The organism is Francisella sp. 19X1-34 (assembly GCF_041102755.1).
GTDB lineage: Bacteria > Pseudomonadota > Gammaproteobacteria > Francisellales > Francisellaceae > Francisella.
On the sequence record NZ_JBGCTX010000049.1, the window covers coordinates 1 to 18,162 of the forward strand.

The window sequence follows — 18,162 nt, forward strand, 5'->3', positions numbered from 1 at the left end:
TTTTTCGCTTATTTTAACCTAAAAACACTACTAAACCCTTAATTTACAATGCTTTTAATTCCGAACTGAGGTTATATAGCATATTTATAAAATTCATACCATCTGGATTAAATTATCTATTTAAAATAATGTTTTGAACCAATGTTGGTATAAATTGATTCTTATATAGCGTATTATTTATACTAAGAAGTTTATTATAAATAGTAAAAATGCATAATGAGCCTTTGATACCAATATTCGTATTTGTAATGTTAGGTATTTTAGTTGTTACTATAGTTATTAAGAAATTTAAGCAACCTTATGTTGTAGCTTATCTTTTAACAGGTATATTGTTGGGTCCTTATGGATTAAAATTGATTCAGGATCAAGAAAGTCTTTCTAGGCTTGGTGAGATAGGAGTTATTTTATTATTATTCTTTGCAGGCATGGAGGTTTCTCCACGTAAGTTTGCAGAGAATTGGAAAGTTCCTACTGTTGGGACTATACTACAGATTATTATAACGAGCTTAGTAGTTTCAGTTGTTGGGTTAGCATTCAATTGGAGTATAACCAAAATATTGCTTTTTGGCGCCGTAGTTAGTCTAAGTAGTACAGCGGTTGTTCTAAAGCTTTTGCATGATAATGGTAGTATGAAAACACGACTAGGTCAGAATGTATTAGGTGTTTTACTAATACAAGATCTTGCTGTAGTTCCTATGTTAATTATTATTGGAATAGTTGGAGGTAAAACTCCAGATATCACGCAAATAATTATTCAGATTTTAGGTGGTATTTTTGTTTTAACTATTGCTGCTATTATGGCTGTGAAAAAAAATATTAAGATTCCTTTTATTTCAGTTTTGGGACGAGATGAAGAGATGAGAGTTTTTGCAGCATTAGTTATCTGTTTTGGTATGGCAGCTTTAACAGAATCATTGGAATTATCTTCTGCATTAGGAGCTTTCGTTGGGGGAATGATAGTAGCAACAGTAGAGGAAACTGAGTGGGTTGGGCATAGTCTGTCGACAGTTAAGACTATATTTATGGCATTATTTTTTATCTCTATTGGAATGTTAATAGATCTTAAGTTATTTTGGGATCATGCTTTAATGTTTATCTTGTTCTTATTGTTAATTTTTATACTTAATACACTTATAAATACTTTGATTTTCAAGGCACTAAAACAAAGGTTAGATGAAGCTTTGATAGGTGGTGCGATGTTATCACAAATAGGAGAGTTTAGTTTTGTGTTAATATCTATGGGTTATGTATCAGGCATATTAGATCTTAGCATATATCAGTATAGTATTACCTTAATATCCTTGTCATTATTGTTTAGTCCATTGTGGATTAGTAGTATTAACTTCTACACGAGAAATTTTATAAAGAAGAAGAGATGCTAGGTTTTATTTGCTTTAAAAGCTCTGTAATGTAAAGTTGTTCGATATCTTTTTTATCATTTATGTAGCAGTAAAAATTAGCCTGAATATTAACAGTATTTTCTTTATCTATAAGTGTCTTTATTTCAATATCTGGTTTAAAATCATAGATTTCACAGTGCTTGAGTTTGCTTTTGTTAATTACAGTACTTTTAGAGAAATCTTTATTAAAATGATATTTATCAGTAACAATTTCGTTGATTATATTATTTGCTTTTTCAGCAATCTCAAGTACATTTTTGTCAGTATTGGCTAGAAACGGTATCTTATGCAGGATAATACTGTCATCACTAGTAAAAGTAGATATTGGGCTTGTAATTACTAAGGCATTAGGAAGCTTGAGTAGTTTCCCTGTAGTTTTTTTATCACCGTGATCAACAGTTTCATACATTCTAAAGTAAAAAAGTTTAATCTCAGTAATATAGCCATGATAGCTTTGAATCTGTATATAGTCACCTTCGGAAAATAAGCTGCGCCAATTAATAATAATCCAGCCAACAAAGTTCATGACTGTTTCTTTGTTAATTATTATTAAACCAGCGGCAACTAAACTTAGCATCGTAAATAAGTGTCCAATCCCGCCAATCCATATTTTTATAAGGGCTAAAAAGAATATGACAATACTAATATATATGGTTCTTGATTTTAATTTTTTAACTTGTCTGTTGGATTTGGCGCGTTTTTTCAAAAGATAAAAACTAAGACTTGCTATAACAACTATCACTATAATATTGGTTATAGTTGTAACTATATTGACAAGTATTTCATTATATAAAACCATGCTACAAAACTACACATAACTTGTATAAACACATTATATCCTAAAAAGAAGTATTATCGAGTTTTAATATATCTGTAGCTAAGTAAATTAGATTTAAGAGCTTTTCTAGGTTAGTATTAACATAAAAGTGATTTTTTAAATTGATTTAGGAGATAAGTATGAAAGTTCTTGGCTTTGCCGCATCTAATAGTAAAGATTCAATAAATAATAGATTAGTGAAATTTGTTTTATCTAATATTGGTAATGAGTCAGAATTAATAAATATTACAGATTATGAAATGCCTATTTATTCTATAGATTATGAAACAGAGGTCGGTATTCCACCTCAAGCTCAAAAGTTTCTTGATAAGATCGCAGAGTTTGATTTAATATTAATTTCTCATGCTGAGCATAATGGCAACTATAATGTATTTTATAAGAATCTACTTGATTGGTGTTCACGTATATCAACAAATATTTTTCAGGGAAGGAAGCTTGTTCTATTAGCGACATCCCCAGGACAAATGGGTGGTGAAAACGTGCTAGAAATAGCTAAAAAATCAGCTGCTATATTTAATGGTGAGTTATGTTTTACAATGCCTATTCCTAGTTTTCATCATAATTTTAAGAATGAAGAATTAGCAAATAATGAACTTAAACAAGAGCTTTTTGATAATTTAAAAGCTCTTGGGGTTAATCTTTTAAGTATATAACTGTTAAATAAGGTTAATTTCTTATATGCTCTATGTAGGGGTAGACTATAGAATGAATAAAGGATGAAAGTTACAAGATTTAGTTTAGTAGTAGGGTGGAGTATTTGGTCGATAGCTGCAATATTTTATGGATTAGATTATTTTCAACATACTGCACCAAGTGTTTTGATAAAGCCTATCGCGTCAGATATGGGTGTTGGCATTGAAGATATAGCTTATATAATGAGTATATACTTTCCAATTTACGCTATATCTCAAGTTCCTGCTGGGATTTTACTTGATAAATTTGGTCCAAGATTTATGTTATCAATATCTTGTTTGATAATGAGTTTAGGAATTCTCTTGTTTGTATATAATCCTAGTTTATATACTATGTTTGTTGGTAGGGTTCTCATAGCTATAGGATCAGCAGTAGCTTTTATAGGCTCATTAAAAGTAGCATCAGATGTACTTCCTGAGAGATATTTTCCAGTAGCAGTAGGGTTAACAAATACGATAGGCGTTCTTGGGGGAATATTTGGACAAGTTTTATTAATACATTTGGTTGAGTTATATAAATGGCAGTTAGCTTTAGCAGCTATAGGATATTTTGGGATATTATGGAGTGTAGTTATTATACTTTTTTTAAAATATTCAGATAGTTTTAATCACTCAACAATCAATAAATTTAAATATTTAAGTTTTTCAGAGAGCTTTAAACTTTTGCTTAATAAAAAGCTTTGGATGTTGGCAATATATGCTGGTTTGATGGTTGGTATTGTAGTTAACTCATTCTCCGAGCTTTATGATGTACTATTTTTACAACAGGCTTATCACTTGTCTGATCATATATCTGCTCAGATTAGTGTGATGTTATTTGTAGGTATAGCTGTAGGTGGACCATCCCATGGACTTATAGCTAGCATTTTTGGAGAAAAAAGAGTTTGGATGTTTATTTGTAATATAATTACTATATTAGCATTTTCTTCAATAATAATTTTTCCAAGACTTATATCTGCTGATTTTCTCTATATTATGTTTTTTATTATAGGCTTTTGTGTATCTAGTATGTTGTTAGCATTTTCAGTTGTAGAAGAGATCTTTCCTACGCAAATAAAGGCAACAGCTTTAGCTATAGTTAATATGGTTATAGGTTTATGTGGGGCAATATTTCAATATCTAATTAGCTATATTAGCGTGTACCTAAATGGAGGGCCTTTACAAGCTAATGTAGATATAAAAATCTTTGATAGAGCCTTTGTTTATTTAATCGTACCACTACTATTTAGTACTATTATAATTTTTATACTAGTTTTAGATAAGTTTAGAACAAGAACAATTAGCTTAGATAAGTTTGATTAAAATCTATAAATTATTTTTCCAAGAAAATAACTTCTTTAGTAGATCTACAGAATGTTTCTTTGATGAATAATGTACTAATAAATATTCCTAAAACTGTAATGATTAATAGTAAACTTAAGCTTGATTGATAACTATGTATTGTTGGGTTTTTACCATGGTTAGAAAGTATGTCAAATACTTCACTAATAATTGGTGAACCTACTCCAACTGAAAACATAATTAAAAAGTTATTTACTCCAAGTGCTGCAGCTCTACAAGTAGAGCTTGATTGTTCAGCTATTATAGCAAAGCCAATACTTTGTCCGCTAGCACCTATACCTAAGCAAATAAATGCTAAATATAATACAGTTTTATTAATAGGGAAAAATATTATTGTTATAAGTGATATAAATGCTAAACAAACTGCAAAGATCATAATAGGCTTTCTTCTTCTGATCTTATCTGAAATAGCTCCTAGTCCTGGACAGCCAATGCCATATCCAAGCCAAGCTAGAGTAATTAGATAAGAGGTAAACTTGGTATCAAAACCATTAAGCTTTAGAAAGCTTGTAGTAGCATTTTCAGATAAATACTCTATAGCTAGGTAAGTTGTAGCAGAAAATACTGCTATTAACCAAACTTGCTTGTTAGAGAAAATATTTTTAATCTCTGTAAGCATAGATGTAGGGCTTTCTAAAAGAATAAATCTATTATTATCAGATCCTGTTGATGATTGGTCATTATTTTTAACTATAAATACTGTTAGTAATGCTAGTGCGACACCTATAAAAGCAAGTACAATAAGTACATAACGCCAGTTTACTCCACCTGCTTGTGATAGCGACTCTAAGGGTCCAGCAGCTAGCATAGGCCCCATGACTCCAATAAACTGGGAAAGACCTATAAATAGACCTATATGCTTATGAGGAAGCCAATCATAGACAGCAATAAGCAAACATAAAAAGCCAAATGATGCTCCAAAACCTATCATTACTCTATATATAAGAGCAGCTGTAAAACTGTTACATAAACCAAATAGACCAACACCAAGCGCACAAACTAGTATAGCTAGTGTAAGGGCTTTTTTAAGTCCAAGCTTATCAGTTATTATGCCTACAGGTATTTGCATTATACCGTATGTAAGTTGATATGCTGTTGAACTTAAAATACTAAATGTAAGTATGCTAAGATCTAAATCAGTTATAATCTGATGTTCGAATGTTCCAAGTATTGTTCTAAGTAAGAACTCATACATAAAAAATACAGCACAAGTTAGCCATATTGCTAATGCTAAAAAAGATAATCTATTATTCATCACTAAAATTTTCTTTTGCTATTTCTTCCCAGTCTTCTATTTTAGCTTCTGCTTTTTCATCATCTTGAAATGATGAAACTTTAAAAACTTGATCGCCTTCTTTAATCATAGGGTAGTTGTTAATACCTAGGACTATACCATCGATTGGTGATTTTAGATGGATGCTATGATCATTGCCAAAGGGGTCTATAAGTTTACCTATTTTTTCACCTTCTTTAACTCTAGTACCTAATTCGATCTCTGTTCTTAAAATTCCTGGCTTATCAGAAACTGTCCATTCGGTATCTTCAGAGACAACAGGCTTAACTTGTTGAATAAATTCTTCGTCACTTAAGAGCTTGAGCTTACGCATCACATTTTGGATTCCTGCGATACCTACATTAATATCTTCTTCATTAAACTTATTTGCTTCACCAGCCTCATAACAAATGAAAGGGATATGTAGATCCTGATGAATTTTACGGATGCTTAATTTATTCATATTCACAGCTGTAATTACAGGAGCTTGGAATGCTCTAGCCATAGTTATTGATTCTTCATCATCAGCATTAAAATAAACCTGCGGTAATATCTCATTATTCAATCCACCTGTTTTAATTTGAATGGAATAATTTACTTTTTTAATAATCTCTTGAGTAACTCTATAAGCATAACGATGCATGTAAGACCCAGATTCATCCCCAGGAAATGCCTGATCTAAAGTAGTTGAGTGTTTTACAGTATGAACTAGACCAAATATATTGAGTACTGGAATAGCAACTATAGTTCCGTGTAATTTCTTAGGATTTGTTTCTTCTAATAGTGAGTTGATGATTTCTATACTATTGAACTCATCGCCATTAACCATCCCAAATATTAAAATACATGGGCCTTCTTTTACTCCATTAAGAATTTTTATTGGAAGATACATCGGAGCACAAGAATATTGACTAGGCAGTGGCATAGCTAATGTAGCCATTTCACCAGGTTGAAAGACTTTATCAAAAATTTTAAATTTCATAAATTATATAAATACTTTAGGACTTAAAGTTTATTTTGAATAGGTTTGTAGTATAGCAAAGTAAATTTTTTAATTCAAAATAGCTTTTATTAACAAAAGTTTAGGTTATATGTAAATATTTTTTAAAATTACTAATTGCACCTTTCTAATATTTAAAAAAAACATTAAAATTAGGGTGTGTATGTTATGTGTTAATTTGAAGGTTTGGGTGAAATGTCAGAAGATTTGATGATTTTTAGTGGTAATGCTTCTAAAAAGCTTGCTTGTGAAGTAGCTAAAGAGCTTGGTGCAACGTTAGGTAACGCTACTGTTGATAGATTTAAAGATGGTGAAATACAAGTTGTACTAAATGAAAATGTTCGTGGTAAGGATGTTTTTGTTATTCAGTCAACTTGCCCACCATCAGATAACTTAATGGAGTTAGTACTTTTAATTGATGCACTTAAAAGATCATCTGCTGAGAGAGTGACAGCCGTATTGCCATATTTTGGTTATGCAAGACAAGATAGACGATCAAAGTCTGCGAGGGTTCCTATATCTGCTAAAGTTGTTGCAAATTTACTTCAAGCTGTTGGTTTGGATAGGATTTTATCTGTAGATATCCATGCAGAACAAATTCAAGGTTTCTTTGATATACCTTTTGATAATGCTTTTGCAACAAAAATATTCTTAGAGTATGTACGCAATAATCCTGCGAAATATGAAAATATAAAAATAGTATCTCCTGATATGGGAGGTGTTGTTAGAGCTAGATCCGTTGCTAAAAACTTAGGAGTTGAGATAGCTGTAGTTGATAAAAGAAGACCAAAGCCAAATGTTGCTGAAGTTATGAATATTATTGGTGAGGTTGAGGGTAAACACTGTATTCTTGTTGATGATATCATGGACACTGGCGGAACTATGTGTCAAGCAGCTAAAGCATTAGTTGAGAAGGGTGGTGCTGCTAAAGTTTCAGCATTTTGTGTTCACCCTTTACTTTCTGGAGATGCTATTAATAATATCCAAAACTCGGCTATTGAAGAACTTATTGTTACTGATTCTATTCCTCTTAAACCTCATGCAGAAGCTTGTGACAGAATCAAAGTCATATCCTTAGCACCACTTTTAGCTCAAATTGTTGAGAAAACAAATGGAGAAGAGTCTGTAAGTGATATATTTAGGACCCATGGTTTAGTTGATTAATTACTTGAATTAGAAGTTATAATTTAATACAATAGCACAGTTAATCTAGGGTCGCATAGATTAGCGCGTATATTTACTAAATAAATAACAATTAATAAAAGGAATCTAACAATGGCAAATTTCGTTTTAAAAGCAGAAAAAAGAGATGACTTAGGTACTGGTGCGAGCCGCCGTCTAAGAAGAGCTGGTAAAATACCAGCTGTTGTATATGGTGGTGACAAAGAAGCTATATCTGTAGTTATGGATCATGATAAAGTATTACACTCTACAGAAGATAAGGCATTTTTCTCAAGTGAAATCACTTTAGAGATCAATGGTCAAGAAGAAAAAGTTATAATCAAAGCGTTACAAAGACACCCATACAAAGTTAAGTTAGTTCATGCTGACTTCATGAGAGTATAAATTTTATCTACTTATCTTCTTATATATTCTTTTCTGATAAAAATCTTGTGTTAGAATAAGTTTTACTTATTAGTTTATAATTTAAAATATGAGTACTTATTCTGTAATTATTATCTTGCTTATTCTTGTTTGTACATCAGCTTTCTTTTCAAGCTCTGAAACTGCAATGATGGCTTTGAACAAATATAAATTAAAGCATTTGGCGAAAAAAAATCACCGCTCAGCAAAAAGAAGTTTATCTTTAGTTCGTAATCCTGAAAAGCTTTTAGTTGCTATTCTTATAGGTAATACATTTGCTAATATTTTTGCAGGAACAGTAATTTCTTCATATTCAGAGGATCATTTTGGAGACGTTGGTTTATTAATTTCGACAGTTATTGTAACTATTCTAATACTAGTGTTTGGTGAGATAATCCCAAAATCTTTTGCTGCTGTATATCCACAAAGACTAGCATTTCCCTTTTCATTACCACTTAAAGTGATAATGTTAGCTTTATATCCGATAGTGGTTTTTTTAAGTACAATTTCAAAGCTAACTTTAAAAATCTTTGGGGTGAAAATTGAGCCAGTAAATAATGAATCATTAGATAAAGAAGAAATCCATACAGTTGTTCATGAATCAAATGCTAAATTAGGTGCTAAGAATAAAAATATGCTTCTAGGTGTTTTAGAGTTGGATAGGATATTAGTACAAGAAGTAATGACTCATTATAATAAAATAGAGTATATTGATCTAAATAACTCTATAGAAAAGATCTTGATAAGATTATCAAAGGCTAAATCATTAAGCATAATTCTTTGTGAGAATAATGTAAATAATATAATAGGAGTTGTTAGACTTAAAGATATAACTAATCTATTAATAACATCAAAAAGATCAAATATTACAAAAGCGAATCTACGTAAAATTGCCGAGCAGCCTTACTTTATTCCAGAAACTGTTTCTTTACAGACTCAGCTTATAAACTTCCAAAAAAAGAGTAAACGTTTTGCTGTTGTTGTTGATGAGTATGGAGATGTTACAGGAGTAGTAACTATCGAAGATATTATGGAAGAAATAGTTGGAGAATTTTCTGATAGGTTTGATGTAAATAATAATATCCGTAAAATTGATGAAGATAGTTATTTGATAGGTGGTAGTGCGACTCTTAGAGAAATAAATCGTCATATTGGTATTGAATTTGAAAGTGAAGATGCTAAAACATTATCAGGACTTATAATTGAAGAAATTGAAAATTTACCATCAGGGCCTTGTTGTATTAAATATGGCAATACTCTTCTTGAAATAACTAGTATCATTGATAATAAGATCGTTTCTATAAAGCTTAGTTACCATTTTTAATAATAAACCAAACTAAGAATTAGTTACTTAAATCTTATATTTGTTATTCGTACATATTATTAAAGTTAATATTCTGCATAAATGGACTTGGTTGAGTATATCCTGTTTCTTCATAGTATTGGCCTTGATATGTATAAGGACTAGTCTCCATTTGCTCAACACTTTCATGAAAGTAACGATTGATTAAATCATCTTTACTATAGTCAGAATAATCAGGATTGTAGTATGTACCAGTTAGCTGATAGTTTGGAAGAGTAAAAGTTGCATTACAACCCGTGATTATAATAATTGATAAGCTAATGATAATTACGTAAGAATTTATTATCTTTTTTATCATATTGATAAGCTATAAATATTGTAGTTTATACATTAAACCTAAAGTTTACAACATCACCATCTTTCATTATGTACTCTTTACCTTCTAGGCGAGCCTTACCAGCTTCCTTGGCACCTTTTTCACCTTGATATTGAATATAATCATCATATGAGATAACTTCAGCACGGATAAAGCCTCTTTCAAAATCTGTATGAATAACACCAGCTGCTTGTGGAGCTGTAGCACCAACAGGTATAGTCCAAGCTCTAACTTCTTTAACGCCAGCTGTTAGATAAGTATGAAGATTTAAAAGAGCATAGCCAGCTTTGATGACTCTATCAAGACCAGTTTCACTAAGTCCCATATCTGCTAAGAATTCAAGCTTTTCTTCTGGTTCTAGTTGAGAGATCTCTTGCTCCATCGCAGCACAAACTGGCACAACATTTGAGTTCTCAGATTTTGCATATTCTATAACTTTATCAAGAAGAGGGTTATTTTCAAATCCATCATCATTAACATTGGCAATATATAATACCGGCTTGCTTGTAAGTAGAGGTGTTTGCTTTAACCATTTAGTTTCATCCTCATTCATTTCAAAGGTTCTAGCAGGCTTTTCTGATTCTAAATGCTCTTTTAGTTTCGTATAAAACTCAGCTTTAGCAAGGGCTTCTTTATCTCCTGATTTCTTCATTTTTGCAAATCTTTGGATAGCTTTATCACAAGATTCTATATCTGCTAATATTAGCTCCATATTGATGGTATTAATATCATCAATAGGATCAACTTGACCACTTACATGGATAATATTATCATCTTCAAAACATCTTACTACATGAGCTATAGCATCAGTTTCACGAATGTTTGCTAAGAATTTATTACCTAAACCTTCTCCTTTACTAGCACCAGCAACAAGTCCAGCAATATCTACAAACTCCATAGTAGTAGGTAGTATCTTTTCAGGGCTAACAATTTTAGCTAGCTCATTAAGTCTTTGATCAGGTACAGAAACAATACCAACGTTTGGATCAATTGTACAAAAAGGGTAGTTCTCAGCGTCAATACCTGCTTCTGTTAAAGCATTAAAAAGAGTTGACTTACCAACGTTTGGTAAACCTACAATACCACATTTAAATCCCATATTTTATTCCTTATATTTCTATACTTTTACAGAAGTAATATTTATTTAGTATGAAGCCTCTGCATAGCAGGCTCAAGTTTGTAGTTTATTATATCATCTAAAACATATATAGCATTATTAATAGCTTCATCTATCTGGCTTTTCTGTTGGATAGATGGGTTTGATAGAACATAGTTTGAAACTTTTGATTTATGTCCAGGGTGACCAATACCTATCCTTAAGCGTAAATAATCATTTGTACCAAGATACTGATGAATACTTCTAAGGCCATTATGACCACCATGACCACCACCTTTTTTAAGACGAATCTGGCCACAGTCTATATCTAGTTCATCATGGACAACAAGTATTTCTTCAGGGTTGATTTTATAGAAGTTAGCTACTTTGCTAACAGCAAGGCCACTATTGTTCATATATGTTGTTGGAAATACCAATAAAACATTATTATAAGCTAAGCTGACCTTAGCAATATTTGAGTTAAGTTTTGAATTTGAGCTAAAGCTTTCACTTTGCTCTCTTGCTATTTCTGCAATTAGCCATTCACCGACGTTATGGCGTGTATTTTCATATTCTTTGCCTATATTTCCTAGGCCAACTATCATTTTTATCTTAGACATTTTTCTTACTATTATTTTTAATATTAAAGTTATCAAAAAGTAGTTTAGCTACTTCCTGGATAACCTTATGTTTAGGTTCGGCATTTTTAATAGGTTGGGTATATAGTATTGACATTACTATTGGTTGAGAATTATTAGGCCATACAATAGCTACATCATTTGTTGAACCATAATCACAAGTTCCAGTTTTATTGCCAATTTTCCAACCTTTAGGAAGTTTTGCGGCTATACGATTATCTCCTGTATTATTTTCCCTTAACCACTTTTTAAATAAGATTCTGTGTGCTTTATCAAGAACATCATTACTAAAAGCAATTTTATTTAGATCTCTAGTGATTATTTTAGGAGTAGTTTTATTTAGATTGTTACGTAAGTTAACATTATTTACTTTAGGTTCTATTTCGGTGATTTTTGTGGCGTGATCATTAAGTGATAATATAAAGGAGTCTAGTTTTTTTAAGCCACCTAATTTATATATCAAAAGATTCGTAGCAGTATTATCACTTAAAATTGAAGCTCTGCAAAGTTCTTTAACAGTCATCTCTTTGCCAACGTATTTTTTCGTTATAGGTGTATATCCAACTAATTGGTTCTTTGAAATTCTAACTTTCTCATTTAGTAGTTTTTTATCAGTCATGCTCTCTTTAAGAATAGCACCAACAACAAGAAATTTATAGATACTACATATTGGGAAGTAGAAAGTTTCATTATGAGTAAAATTATGCCAATTATTACGGTTTATAGTGTATACACCAACTTTACCACCATAGTGTTTTTCAATCTTATGGATATCATTAGATATGCGTATATTGTCTTTAGATACTGCAAAAGTAACATTTGCAACTAAAAGAAGTAATAGGCTAGGAATTATTTTTTTCATATCAAAGAAACCTAAAATTGATTCGATATTAAAAGTAAGAATTCATTAATTTTCTTAATATTATCTTTTTTAGCAATTTTTGCATCTGTAAGAGGTAATTTACTGCCACCTGAAATTTTTAAAGCATCTTGAGGTGTTTTGTATAAAATAGTAGGGAACCCTTGGATATATTTAGATAACTTCATATTATTTGCAGCTTTTTCATTAGCTTGAGTATTATTTTTATCATAAGTTTTTGTTTCATGATACTTGATTAGAGCTTTCAAAGGATCTTTTGAGTTAAATAAGCTTTTAACTATAGCTGGGCTATTATGCAATGCTCCAAGAGGGATCCAACGTACTGCTAATTGCCCAGATTTGATCGCAGGTTGGGTCGCTTCAAATAAACGATTACAGTAACTACAGCTTGGGTCTATAACAGCATAAAACTTATGAGGGGCGTCATTACTACCTTGTTGGATATACGAAGCATATTTCTTTATGTTTAAATATAGTTCATTTGCTTTAGGGTTTGATGTAAAGTAATTTGCATAGATTTTGTTAAGGCTAGTTAGCTTGTTTTCTCCTCTATCCCAGACTAAAAGCTGACCGTTAACGATTACACTGCCATCTTCGCTTGTAAAAGTAACAGTACGCTTATTAGGGTCTTTTTTATCCTGAAGAATATATGCTTCAAGATGAAGGCCTGTATCAAATGTTTTGATGACTTTATACTGTGGGAATGCTTGTTTGACAATATATAAGCCTTGCTTATTTCCTGATAGTGAGCTATTAATACTAGTTGTACTAAATATATATAGTATAAGCACAATAATAATAGCGATTAAAGTTAAAATAGAGATATCTTTTTTTTGCATGTAGAGATTTCTACTGAGTATTAATTAGCATGACGTGATTATACCATACATAAAGATTATCTTTAGTTAGCAGATAAAAAAATGTAGCTAAAATTATAGCAGGTCCGAAAGGAATTATATTTGTTTTACGTCCTATAATATTTATAAAAATAGCAATAATAATACCGAATATACAACTTGCAAATATAGTATATAAAAGCATAGGATAACCAAACCAGGCACCTATAGCAGCTAAAAGTTTAAAGTCACCATAACCAAAACCTTCTTTACCTGTAAATATTTTATATATCCAAAACACTATCCATAAAGACAGATATCCTATTATTGCTCCCCAAACAGAGACTCCTAATGTTGTAAAAACTCCATAATAGTTAAGAATAATACCTATCCATAAAAGAGTTAATGTAAAGGAATCTGGCAGTATCTTATGTTTAGCATCTATAAAAAATAGAGGTATAAAGAAAACACTTAAAACAATAAGAGCTAGGCTCTGTATTGTAAATCCAAAGTAATAAAATATACCAATAAAAATAAGAGCTGTAATAAGTTCAATTAAAGGATATTCAAAAGATATTTTTTCATGACAAAAATAACATTTACCTCTTAAAATAAGCCAGCCTAGAATAGGAATGTTATGACGATATTTTAGTTTATTATCACATTTTGGGCATTTTGAAGGAACTAATAAGCTAAAGTTTTTGGTAGGTTCTTTAGGTAACTCTAGTATCTCTCGAGCAATGGCTTTTTCTTCAGAAAAAAGTTTATTTGGTACTCTATAGATTACAACATTTAAAAAGCTACCTATAGCTGCTCCAAATAAAAAAATAAAAAGAAAGATAATGTAAATATCGTAATGCATAAGATTTATTTACTTTCTTTTTTAGGTAATATACCATTTTTTGGTCTTAACTTATTAACTCCATCAATAGCAGCAATACGATAAGCTTCTGCCATAGTAGGGTAGTTAAAAGTAGTGTTTAAGAAGTATTTTATTGTATTATGCTTGCCAGGCATAGATTTGATAGCTTGTCCAATATGGATAATCTCAGATACTCTATGACCAAATGTATGAATGCCAAGAATTTCAAAAGTTTCTTTATGAAAAAGTATTTTTAGCATTCCTGTAACACTATCAGATATTTGTGCACGAGCTAGATCTTTAAAATATGCACGACCAACTTCATACGGAACATTTTCTGCTGTTAGCTGTTCTTCTGTTTTACCAATACAACTAATTTCAGGACGAGTATATATACCTGTTGGGATATCTTCAACTAGCTTATCATTACAAGAGCCGTCTATAATATGTGTCGCTGCGAATCTACCTTGGTTAAAAGCAGAAGATGCTAGAGATGGGAAACCAATAACATCGCCAACAGCATAGATATTTTCTTGTGTTGTTTGGTAATTATCATTAACTTGAACAAGGCCTCTTTGTGGGTTATATTCAACGCCAATTTTATCTAGATTTAATCCTTCAGTATTACCAGCTCTACCTAAAGCAAATAAAACATAGTCAGACTCTATAATTCTACCAGAATTAAGCGTAGTTATTACCTTATCTCCTTTAGCTTTTATACTTTTATATGTTTCATTATGAATTAGATGTATCTTTTGGTTTACTGTAAAGTGATTTGTAAGAGTCTCAATAATTTCATTATCAAGGAACGACATTAACTTATCTCGAGTATTTATAAGATTTACTTGGATATTAAGCGTGCCTAGAATAGATGCATATTCACAACCAATTACACCTGCACCATATATGGTGATAGATCTAATTTGTTTGTCTTTTAACTCTAAAAGTTTATCACTATCTAGAATTCTTGGATGTGTGAAGTCAATATCGTTAGGGTGATATGGACGAGATCCTGTAGATAAGATAAATTTCTTTGCAGTAATTACTTCTGTGGAGCCATTTTTACGTGAAATTTTTATCTTATGCTTATCAAGAAAACTTGCAAAACCATAAAATACATCTATCTCATTTTCGGCATAACGATTTTTTTTAATTTCTCGTTGTTTCAAAACTATTTCAAAAGACGTGTCAAGCATTTCGGGAAAGTCATAATGTTTGTCATTATGCCAGATTTCACGTGAAAGTTGCCTTAAAGCTTTACTAGGGATTGTACCCCAGTTATTACAGCCACCACCTATAGCATCATCTTCTATAATTGCTACTTTTTGACCATTTCTTGTTGCTTTCATAGCAGCACCTTCACCACCAGGGCCACTACCTATAATAATAATATCGTAATTGTATTCCATGGTTTAACTCCACACCGAATTTTACATATAGAATTTATAAAAGGAATGATAACATAGTATAGTCTTATATTAAGTATATTTTGATTAAATTATTTATATTTTATAAGCATTTCAGCAATTTTTTTTGTAGGTGATACTATTTGATCAACGCCTATGTTACTAGCTATGCTAATACTCTCATTTTTATCTAGTTTTATAGATATTTTAGGTTGAGAATCTTTATGAAGTTCTTTTAATACTTCTTTTATAGCTAATAATGTAAGAATGTTATCGGAGTCTTTTTCATTTAGTATAAAAACACTTTTTGCAGTAGCTATGTTTGCTTTTTTAAGTGCATCATAATCGTAGGATTCTGCATCTATAAAGTGTTTTTTTTGCTCTACATCTATATTTACAAATTTCTGTAGGTAATTTTTTTCGATAACTACAAGATTATCAATATGAGACTCTAAGTAATCTTTTATTAGGCACTTAGTAATTTCTGTATAGCCACAAATTACGATATGATCTTTCATAAAAAGAACTCCATCCTTTTGTTTAAATTTTTCTGTGATTTTACTAATAATGCTACCAGCTGATACAGTTATAATTGTTGCAAATAATCCAATACCTATAACCATAATAGATACTGTAAAAAGCTTAGCTTCTTCGGTAATAGGGTGTATGTCACCATATCCAACTGTACTAAATGTAACTATAGTAAAGTAAATGGCATCTGATATAGTTTTTATACCGTCAAATTGATCTTTTAAATAATATAGTCCTATAACACTGTAACCAATAGCTAATAAAAATGTAATAGCTAGTACAAATTGATAGAAAGTGAATTTTTTTGAATTTTTTTTATTAAATGTTTTTCTAAAAATTATTAGTAATATGATTTCAATAATATGAGTAAAAAAAGCAATATTATAAGAGATATGTCTATCTTGGATGTAATCACCAACTATTGATAGGCAAATAAATATAACCGCTAAAAACCAAAAAGATCTTTTTCTAAGATAGACACCACGAGCAATTATTATCATGAAATATCCTAGAACAAGAGGCAAAAATATCCCCAATCCTGTATTGTATTTCATGCCAATATCATAAAGGTCCGAAGGAATTTGTGTGTTAAGGTTTATAGAAAATATTCGATTAATAATTGGTATAGCAACTGCCAATATTGTAATAAAACCATTTAATGTAAGAGTAATAGAAATAAAAAGGGGGATATATTTTGAATATTTTTCTTTAAAAGTCATCGACAAAATATTAACTTAATAGCCTAATTAATCAATTATAAAATATAGTTTGGGTAAAATATAGCTAATATATACTTAGATGTGTGCAAGCTTTCTAATTCTTGGAATTATTAGATACATTAAAAACGCTGCAATAGCAGCTACTAAAGTTAAAACTGAGAATAGTATTAGGTAGCTTGAATTTGTTTGAGTTGGTGCTGCATGTATATCTGGAGATGCTACCATCATTGATAATAAACTAGCTATAACCCCTGAGGTCCCACCAGTTACTACCATCCATGATCCCATCATTAAACCTTGAAGTTTTGAATCAGCAAGTTTACCAACCATAGCGTAGCCCGTAGGACCAATTAGTAATTCACCAATTGATTGAAATGCATAACTTAAAATTAGCCAAATAGCTGCGGTATATCCTGTAGTACTTGCACATAATATCCCTATAATAAGCATTAAGAATCCAATAGCCATAAAAATAATACTAAAACAAAACTGCATTGGGAAAGAGAAAATAAAGCGTTTACGAATTATTATTAGTATACTTGGAAGCATAGCGCCACCTACCGCGATAACAATAGTGTTTACATTTTGGAACCATTGAGTAGGGATTAAAAACCCTAAAAAATGTCTATTTACATTTGCTTCTGTGAATACCGTAAGTGCCATTGGAGCAAGGGAGTAAGCTGACCAGAAAATAAGACCAAAACAAGCTAATATTAAATAAGCATAAACTTTTTCTTTTTGTTCTTTTTCTCGTTGAGCTTTAGCTATAGGTATAAACATAGCTAGTAATAATACTCCAATACCAAGAACTATATAATTAGTATTAAGAGGGTATTGAAGTGCCAAAAATAATAAAGTAATCACAAAAAGTATTATAATAATGGCAAATAAATTATTTTTAAATAAGATGCTTACGCCAAGCTTTTCAACATTTTTAACCAAAGGAGTTGTCCTATCTGCAACTGTTTTCCAGCTAGTGGCTAAAAGTATAAATGCTATAACATTGGTAATAGCTGTTAGAAGAAATAGGGTGTTGTAGCTGCCATCTTGGTGGAATATACCTGCAACTGTAAAACCTATAAAGAAGCCAACATTCATACCAGCATAATTCCAATAAAACGCACTTTCTCTACTGCTATCATCATTCTCAAACTGCTGTGTTAGCATCATATTTATACAAGGTACATTCATTCCGCTTCCTGATAGGAATAAAGCCAAAGCGATATATAGGTTTTCAGTGGATGGAAATGATAAAAATAAACAAGCTGTTGTTTGTAGTACCATACCTATTAGGAATAGAGATCTATAGCTAATTAACCTCAGTTCGATAATTACTTCATGTCTAAATATTTATAATTATTGATTTTAATTGGAGAAATAATAAACT

At 30.8% G+C, this 18,162-nt stretch carries 17 protein-coding genes and 1 pseudogene; 6 read left to right on the forward strand and 12 right to left on the reverse strand.

Going from position 1 to position 18,162, the window contains the following annotated elements; all coding sequences use genetic code 11:
• Positions 1–209 precede the first annotated feature (209 nt).
• On the forward strand, positions 210–1,382 hold the full coding sequence (locus tag AB8E56_RS08375; RefSeq protein WP_329480022.1) for a cation:proton antiporter: 1,173 nt from the start codon (positions 210–212) through the stop codon (positions 1,380–1,382).
• On the opposite strand, the gene AB8E56_RS08380 is transcribed toward AB8E56_RS08375, so the two are convergent.
• The gene (locus AB8E56_RS08380; RefSeq protein ID WP_329480024.1) at positions 1,360–2,199 is read right to left on the reverse strand and encodes a mechanosensitive ion channel domain-containing protein; all 840 of its coding nucleotides are present in this window, start codon (positions 2,197–2,199) and stop codon (positions 1,360–1,362) included. The two genes, AB8E56_RS08375 and AB8E56_RS08380, sit on opposite strands and share 23 nt — an antisense overlap.
• A 158-nt stretch (positions 2,200–2,357) precedes the next feature.
• On the opposite strand from AB8E56_RS08380, the gene AB8E56_RS08385 reads away from it, so the two are divergent.
• Together AB8E56_RS08385 and AB8E56_RS08390 are read left to right on the forward strand one after the other, a co-directional pair.
• Positions 2,358–2,891 carry an NAD(P)H-dependent oxidoreductase gene (locus AB8E56_RS08385; protein WP_329480026.1) on the forward strand — a complete coding sequence of 178 codons (534 nt, stop codon included), beginning with the start codon at positions 2,358–2,360 and terminating at the stop codon, positions 2,889–2,891.
• A gap of 63 nt (positions 2,892–2,954) precedes the next feature.
• Positions 2,955–4,232 carry an MFS transporter gene (locus tag AB8E56_RS08390; protein WP_329480028.1) on the forward strand — a complete coding sequence of 426 codons (1,278 nt, stop codon included), beginning with the start codon at positions 2,955–2,957 and terminating at the stop codon, positions 4,230–4,232.
• A 10-nt stretch (positions 4,233–4,242) separates the two neighbouring features.
• Here AB8E56_RS08390 and AB8E56_RS08395 read toward each other — a convergent pair whose 3' ends face one another.
• Complete coding sequence (locus AB8E56_RS08395; RefSeq protein ID WP_329480031.1) at positions 4,243–5,526, reverse strand: MFS transporter; 1,284 nt, start codon at positions 5,524–5,526, stop codon at positions 4,243–4,245.
• A complete protein-coding gene (locus tag AB8E56_RS08400) occupies positions 5,519–6,526 on the reverse strand; it encodes a succinylglutamate desuccinylase/aspartoacylase family protein (RefSeq protein ID WP_329480033.1) in 1,008 nt (335 codons plus the stop codon). Before AB8E56_RS08400 ends, AB8E56_RS08395 begins: the two co-directional genes overlap by 8 nt.
• A 213-nt stretch (positions 6,527–6,739) precedes the next feature.
• Between AB8E56_RS08400 and AB8E56_RS08405 the strand changes: the two genes are divergently transcribed.
• The 3 genes from AB8E56_RS08405 to AB8E56_RS08415 all read left to right on the forward strand — a co-directional run bounded on the left by AB8E56_RS08405 (position 6,740) and on the right by AB8E56_RS08415 (position 9,452).
• Positions 6,740–7,708 (forward strand): ribose-phosphate pyrophosphokinase, encoded by a 969-nt coding sequence (locus AB8E56_RS08405; RefSeq protein WP_329480035.1) that lies wholly within the window; start codon positions 6,740–6,742, stop codon positions 7,706–7,708.
• A 111-nt stretch (positions 7,709–7,819) separates the two neighbouring features.
• Positions 7,820–8,110 (forward strand): 50S ribosomal protein L25, encoded by a 291-nt coding sequence (rplY, locus tag AB8E56_RS08410; protein WP_329480037.1) that lies wholly within the window; start codon positions 7,820–7,822, stop codon positions 8,108–8,110.
• Between the two features lie 88 nt (positions 8,111–8,198).
• Entirely contained in the window at positions 8,199–9,452 is a 1,254-nt protein-coding gene (locus AB8E56_RS08415) for a CNNM domain-containing protein (RefSeq protein WP_329480039.1), read from the forward strand.
• A 43-nt stretch (positions 9,453–9,495) separates the two neighbouring features.
• On the opposite strand, the gene AB8E56_RS08420 is transcribed toward AB8E56_RS08415, so the two are convergent.
• The 9 genes and pseudogenes from AB8E56_RS08420 to AB8E56_RS08460 form a co-directional block, all read right to left on the reverse strand.
• Entirely contained in the window at positions 9,496–9,789 is a 294-nt protein-coding gene (locus AB8E56_RS08420; protein WP_329480041.1) for a hypothetical protein, read from the reverse strand.
• 25 nt (positions 9,790–9,814) lie between these two features.
• Entirely contained in the window at positions 9,815–10,906 is a 1,092-nt protein-coding gene (ychF, locus tag AB8E56_RS08425) for a redox-regulated ATPase YchF (RefSeq protein WP_329480043.1), read from the reverse strand.
• Positions 10,907–10,947: 41 nt separating this feature from the next.
• Entirely contained in the window at positions 10,948–11,523 is a 576-nt protein-coding gene (gene pth, locus AB8E56_RS08430) for an aminoacyl-tRNA hydrolase (RefSeq protein WP_329480045.1), read from the reverse strand.
• Positions 11,516–12,403: a class A beta-lactamase gene (gene bla / locus AB8E56_RS08435; protein ID WP_329480047.1), complete on the reverse strand. Its 888-nt coding sequence runs from the start codon at positions 12,401–12,403 to the stop codon at positions 11,516–11,518. The genes pth and bla overlap by 8 nt, the downstream gene beginning before the upstream one ends.
• Before the next feature lie 11 nt (positions 12,404–12,414).
• On the reverse strand, positions 12,415–13,260 hold the full coding sequence (locus AB8E56_RS08440) for a DsbC family protein (protein WP_329480049.1): 846 nt from the start codon (positions 13,258–13,260) through the stop codon (positions 12,415–12,417).
• A gap of 10 nt (positions 13,261–13,270) precedes the next feature.
• Positions 13,271–14,119: a prepilin peptidase gene (locus AB8E56_RS08445; protein ID WP_329480051.1), complete on the reverse strand. Its 849-nt coding sequence runs from the start codon at positions 14,117–14,119 to the stop codon at positions 13,271–13,273.
• A gap of 5 nt (positions 14,120–14,124) precedes the next feature.
• The gene (gene sthA / locus AB8E56_RS08450) at positions 14,125–15,528 is read right to left on the reverse strand and encodes a Si-specific NAD(P)(+) transhydrogenase (protein WP_329480053.1); all 1,404 of its coding nucleotides are present in this window, start codon (positions 15,526–15,528) and stop codon (positions 14,125–14,127) included.
• Between the two features lie 89 nt (positions 15,529–15,617).
• A complete protein-coding gene (locus AB8E56_RS08455; RefSeq protein WP_329480054.1) occupies positions 15,618–16,775 on the reverse strand; it encodes an ion channel in 1,158 nt (385 codons plus the stop codon).
• Between the two features lie 75 nt (positions 16,776–16,850).
• Positions 16,851–18,095 (reverse strand): annotated as a pseudogene (locus AB8E56_RS08460) (peptide MFS transporter); the annotation flags it as partial.
• Between the last annotated feature and the right edge of the window lie 67 nt (positions 18,096–18,162).

Excerpts from the sequence above, each read along its gene's own strand:
- AB8E56_RS08375 (WP_329480022.1), top strand. The coding sequence starts at position 210 with ATGCATAATGAGCCTTTGATACCAATATTCGTATTTGTAATGTTAGGT.
- AB8E56_RS08380 (WP_329480024.1), bottom strand. The coding sequence starts at position 2,199 with ATGGTTTTATATAATGAAATACTTGTCAATATAGTTACAACTATAACC.
- AB8E56_RS08385 (WP_329480026.1), top strand. The coding sequence starts at position 2,358 with ATGAAAGTTCTTGGCTTTGCCGCATCTAATAGTAAAGATTCAATAAAT.
- AB8E56_RS08390 (WP_329480028.1), top strand. The coding sequence starts at position 2,955 with ATGAAAGTTACAAGATTTAGTTTAGTAGTAGGGTGGAGTATTTGGTCG.
- AB8E56_RS08395 (WP_329480031.1), bottom strand. The coding sequence starts at position 5,526 with ATGAATAATAGATTATCTTTTTTAGCATTAGCAATATGGCTAACTTGT.
- AB8E56_RS08400 (WP_329480033.1), bottom strand. The coding sequence starts at position 6,526 with ATGAAATTTAAAATTTTTGATAAAGTCTTTCAACCTGGTGAAATGGCT.
- AB8E56_RS08405 (WP_329480035.1), top strand. The coding sequence starts at position 6,740 with ATGTCAGAAGATTTGATGATTTTTAGTGGTAATGCTTCTAAAAAGCTT.
- rplY (WP_329480037.1), top strand. The coding sequence starts at position 7,820 with ATGGCAAATTTCGTTTTAAAAGCAGAAAAAAGAGATGACTTAGGTACT.
- AB8E56_RS08415 (WP_329480039.1), top strand. The coding sequence starts at position 8,199 with ATGAGTACTTATTCTGTAATTATTATCTTGCTTATTCTTGTTTGTACA.
- AB8E56_RS08420 (WP_329480041.1), bottom strand. The coding sequence starts at position 9,789 with ATGATAAAAAAGATAATAAATTCTTACGTAATTATCATTAGCTTATCA.
- ychF (WP_329480043.1), bottom strand. The coding sequence starts at position 10,906 with ATGGGATTTAAATGTGGTATTGTAGGTTTACCAAACGTTGGTAAGTCA.
- pth (WP_329480045.1), bottom strand. The coding sequence starts at position 11,523 with ATGTCTAAGATAAAAATGATAGTTGGCCTAGGAAATATAGGCAAAGAA.
- bla (WP_329480047.1), bottom strand. The coding sequence starts at position 12,403 with ATGAAAAAAATAATTCCTAGCCTATTACTTCTTTTAGTTGCAAATGTT.
- AB8E56_RS08440 (WP_329480049.1), bottom strand. The coding sequence starts at position 13,260 with ATGCAAAAAAAAGATATCTCTATTTTAACTTTAATCGCTATTATTATT.
- AB8E56_RS08445 (WP_329480051.1), bottom strand. The coding sequence starts at position 14,119 with ATGCATTACGATATTTACATTATCTTTCTTTTTATTTTTTTATTTGGA.
- sthA (WP_329480053.1), bottom strand. The coding sequence starts at position 15,528 with ATGGAATACAATTACGATATTATTATTATAGGTAGTGGCCCTGGTGGT.
- AB8E56_RS08455 (WP_329480054.1), bottom strand. The coding sequence starts at position 16,775 with ATGACTTTTAAAGAAAAATATTCAAAATATATCCCCCTTTTTATTTCT.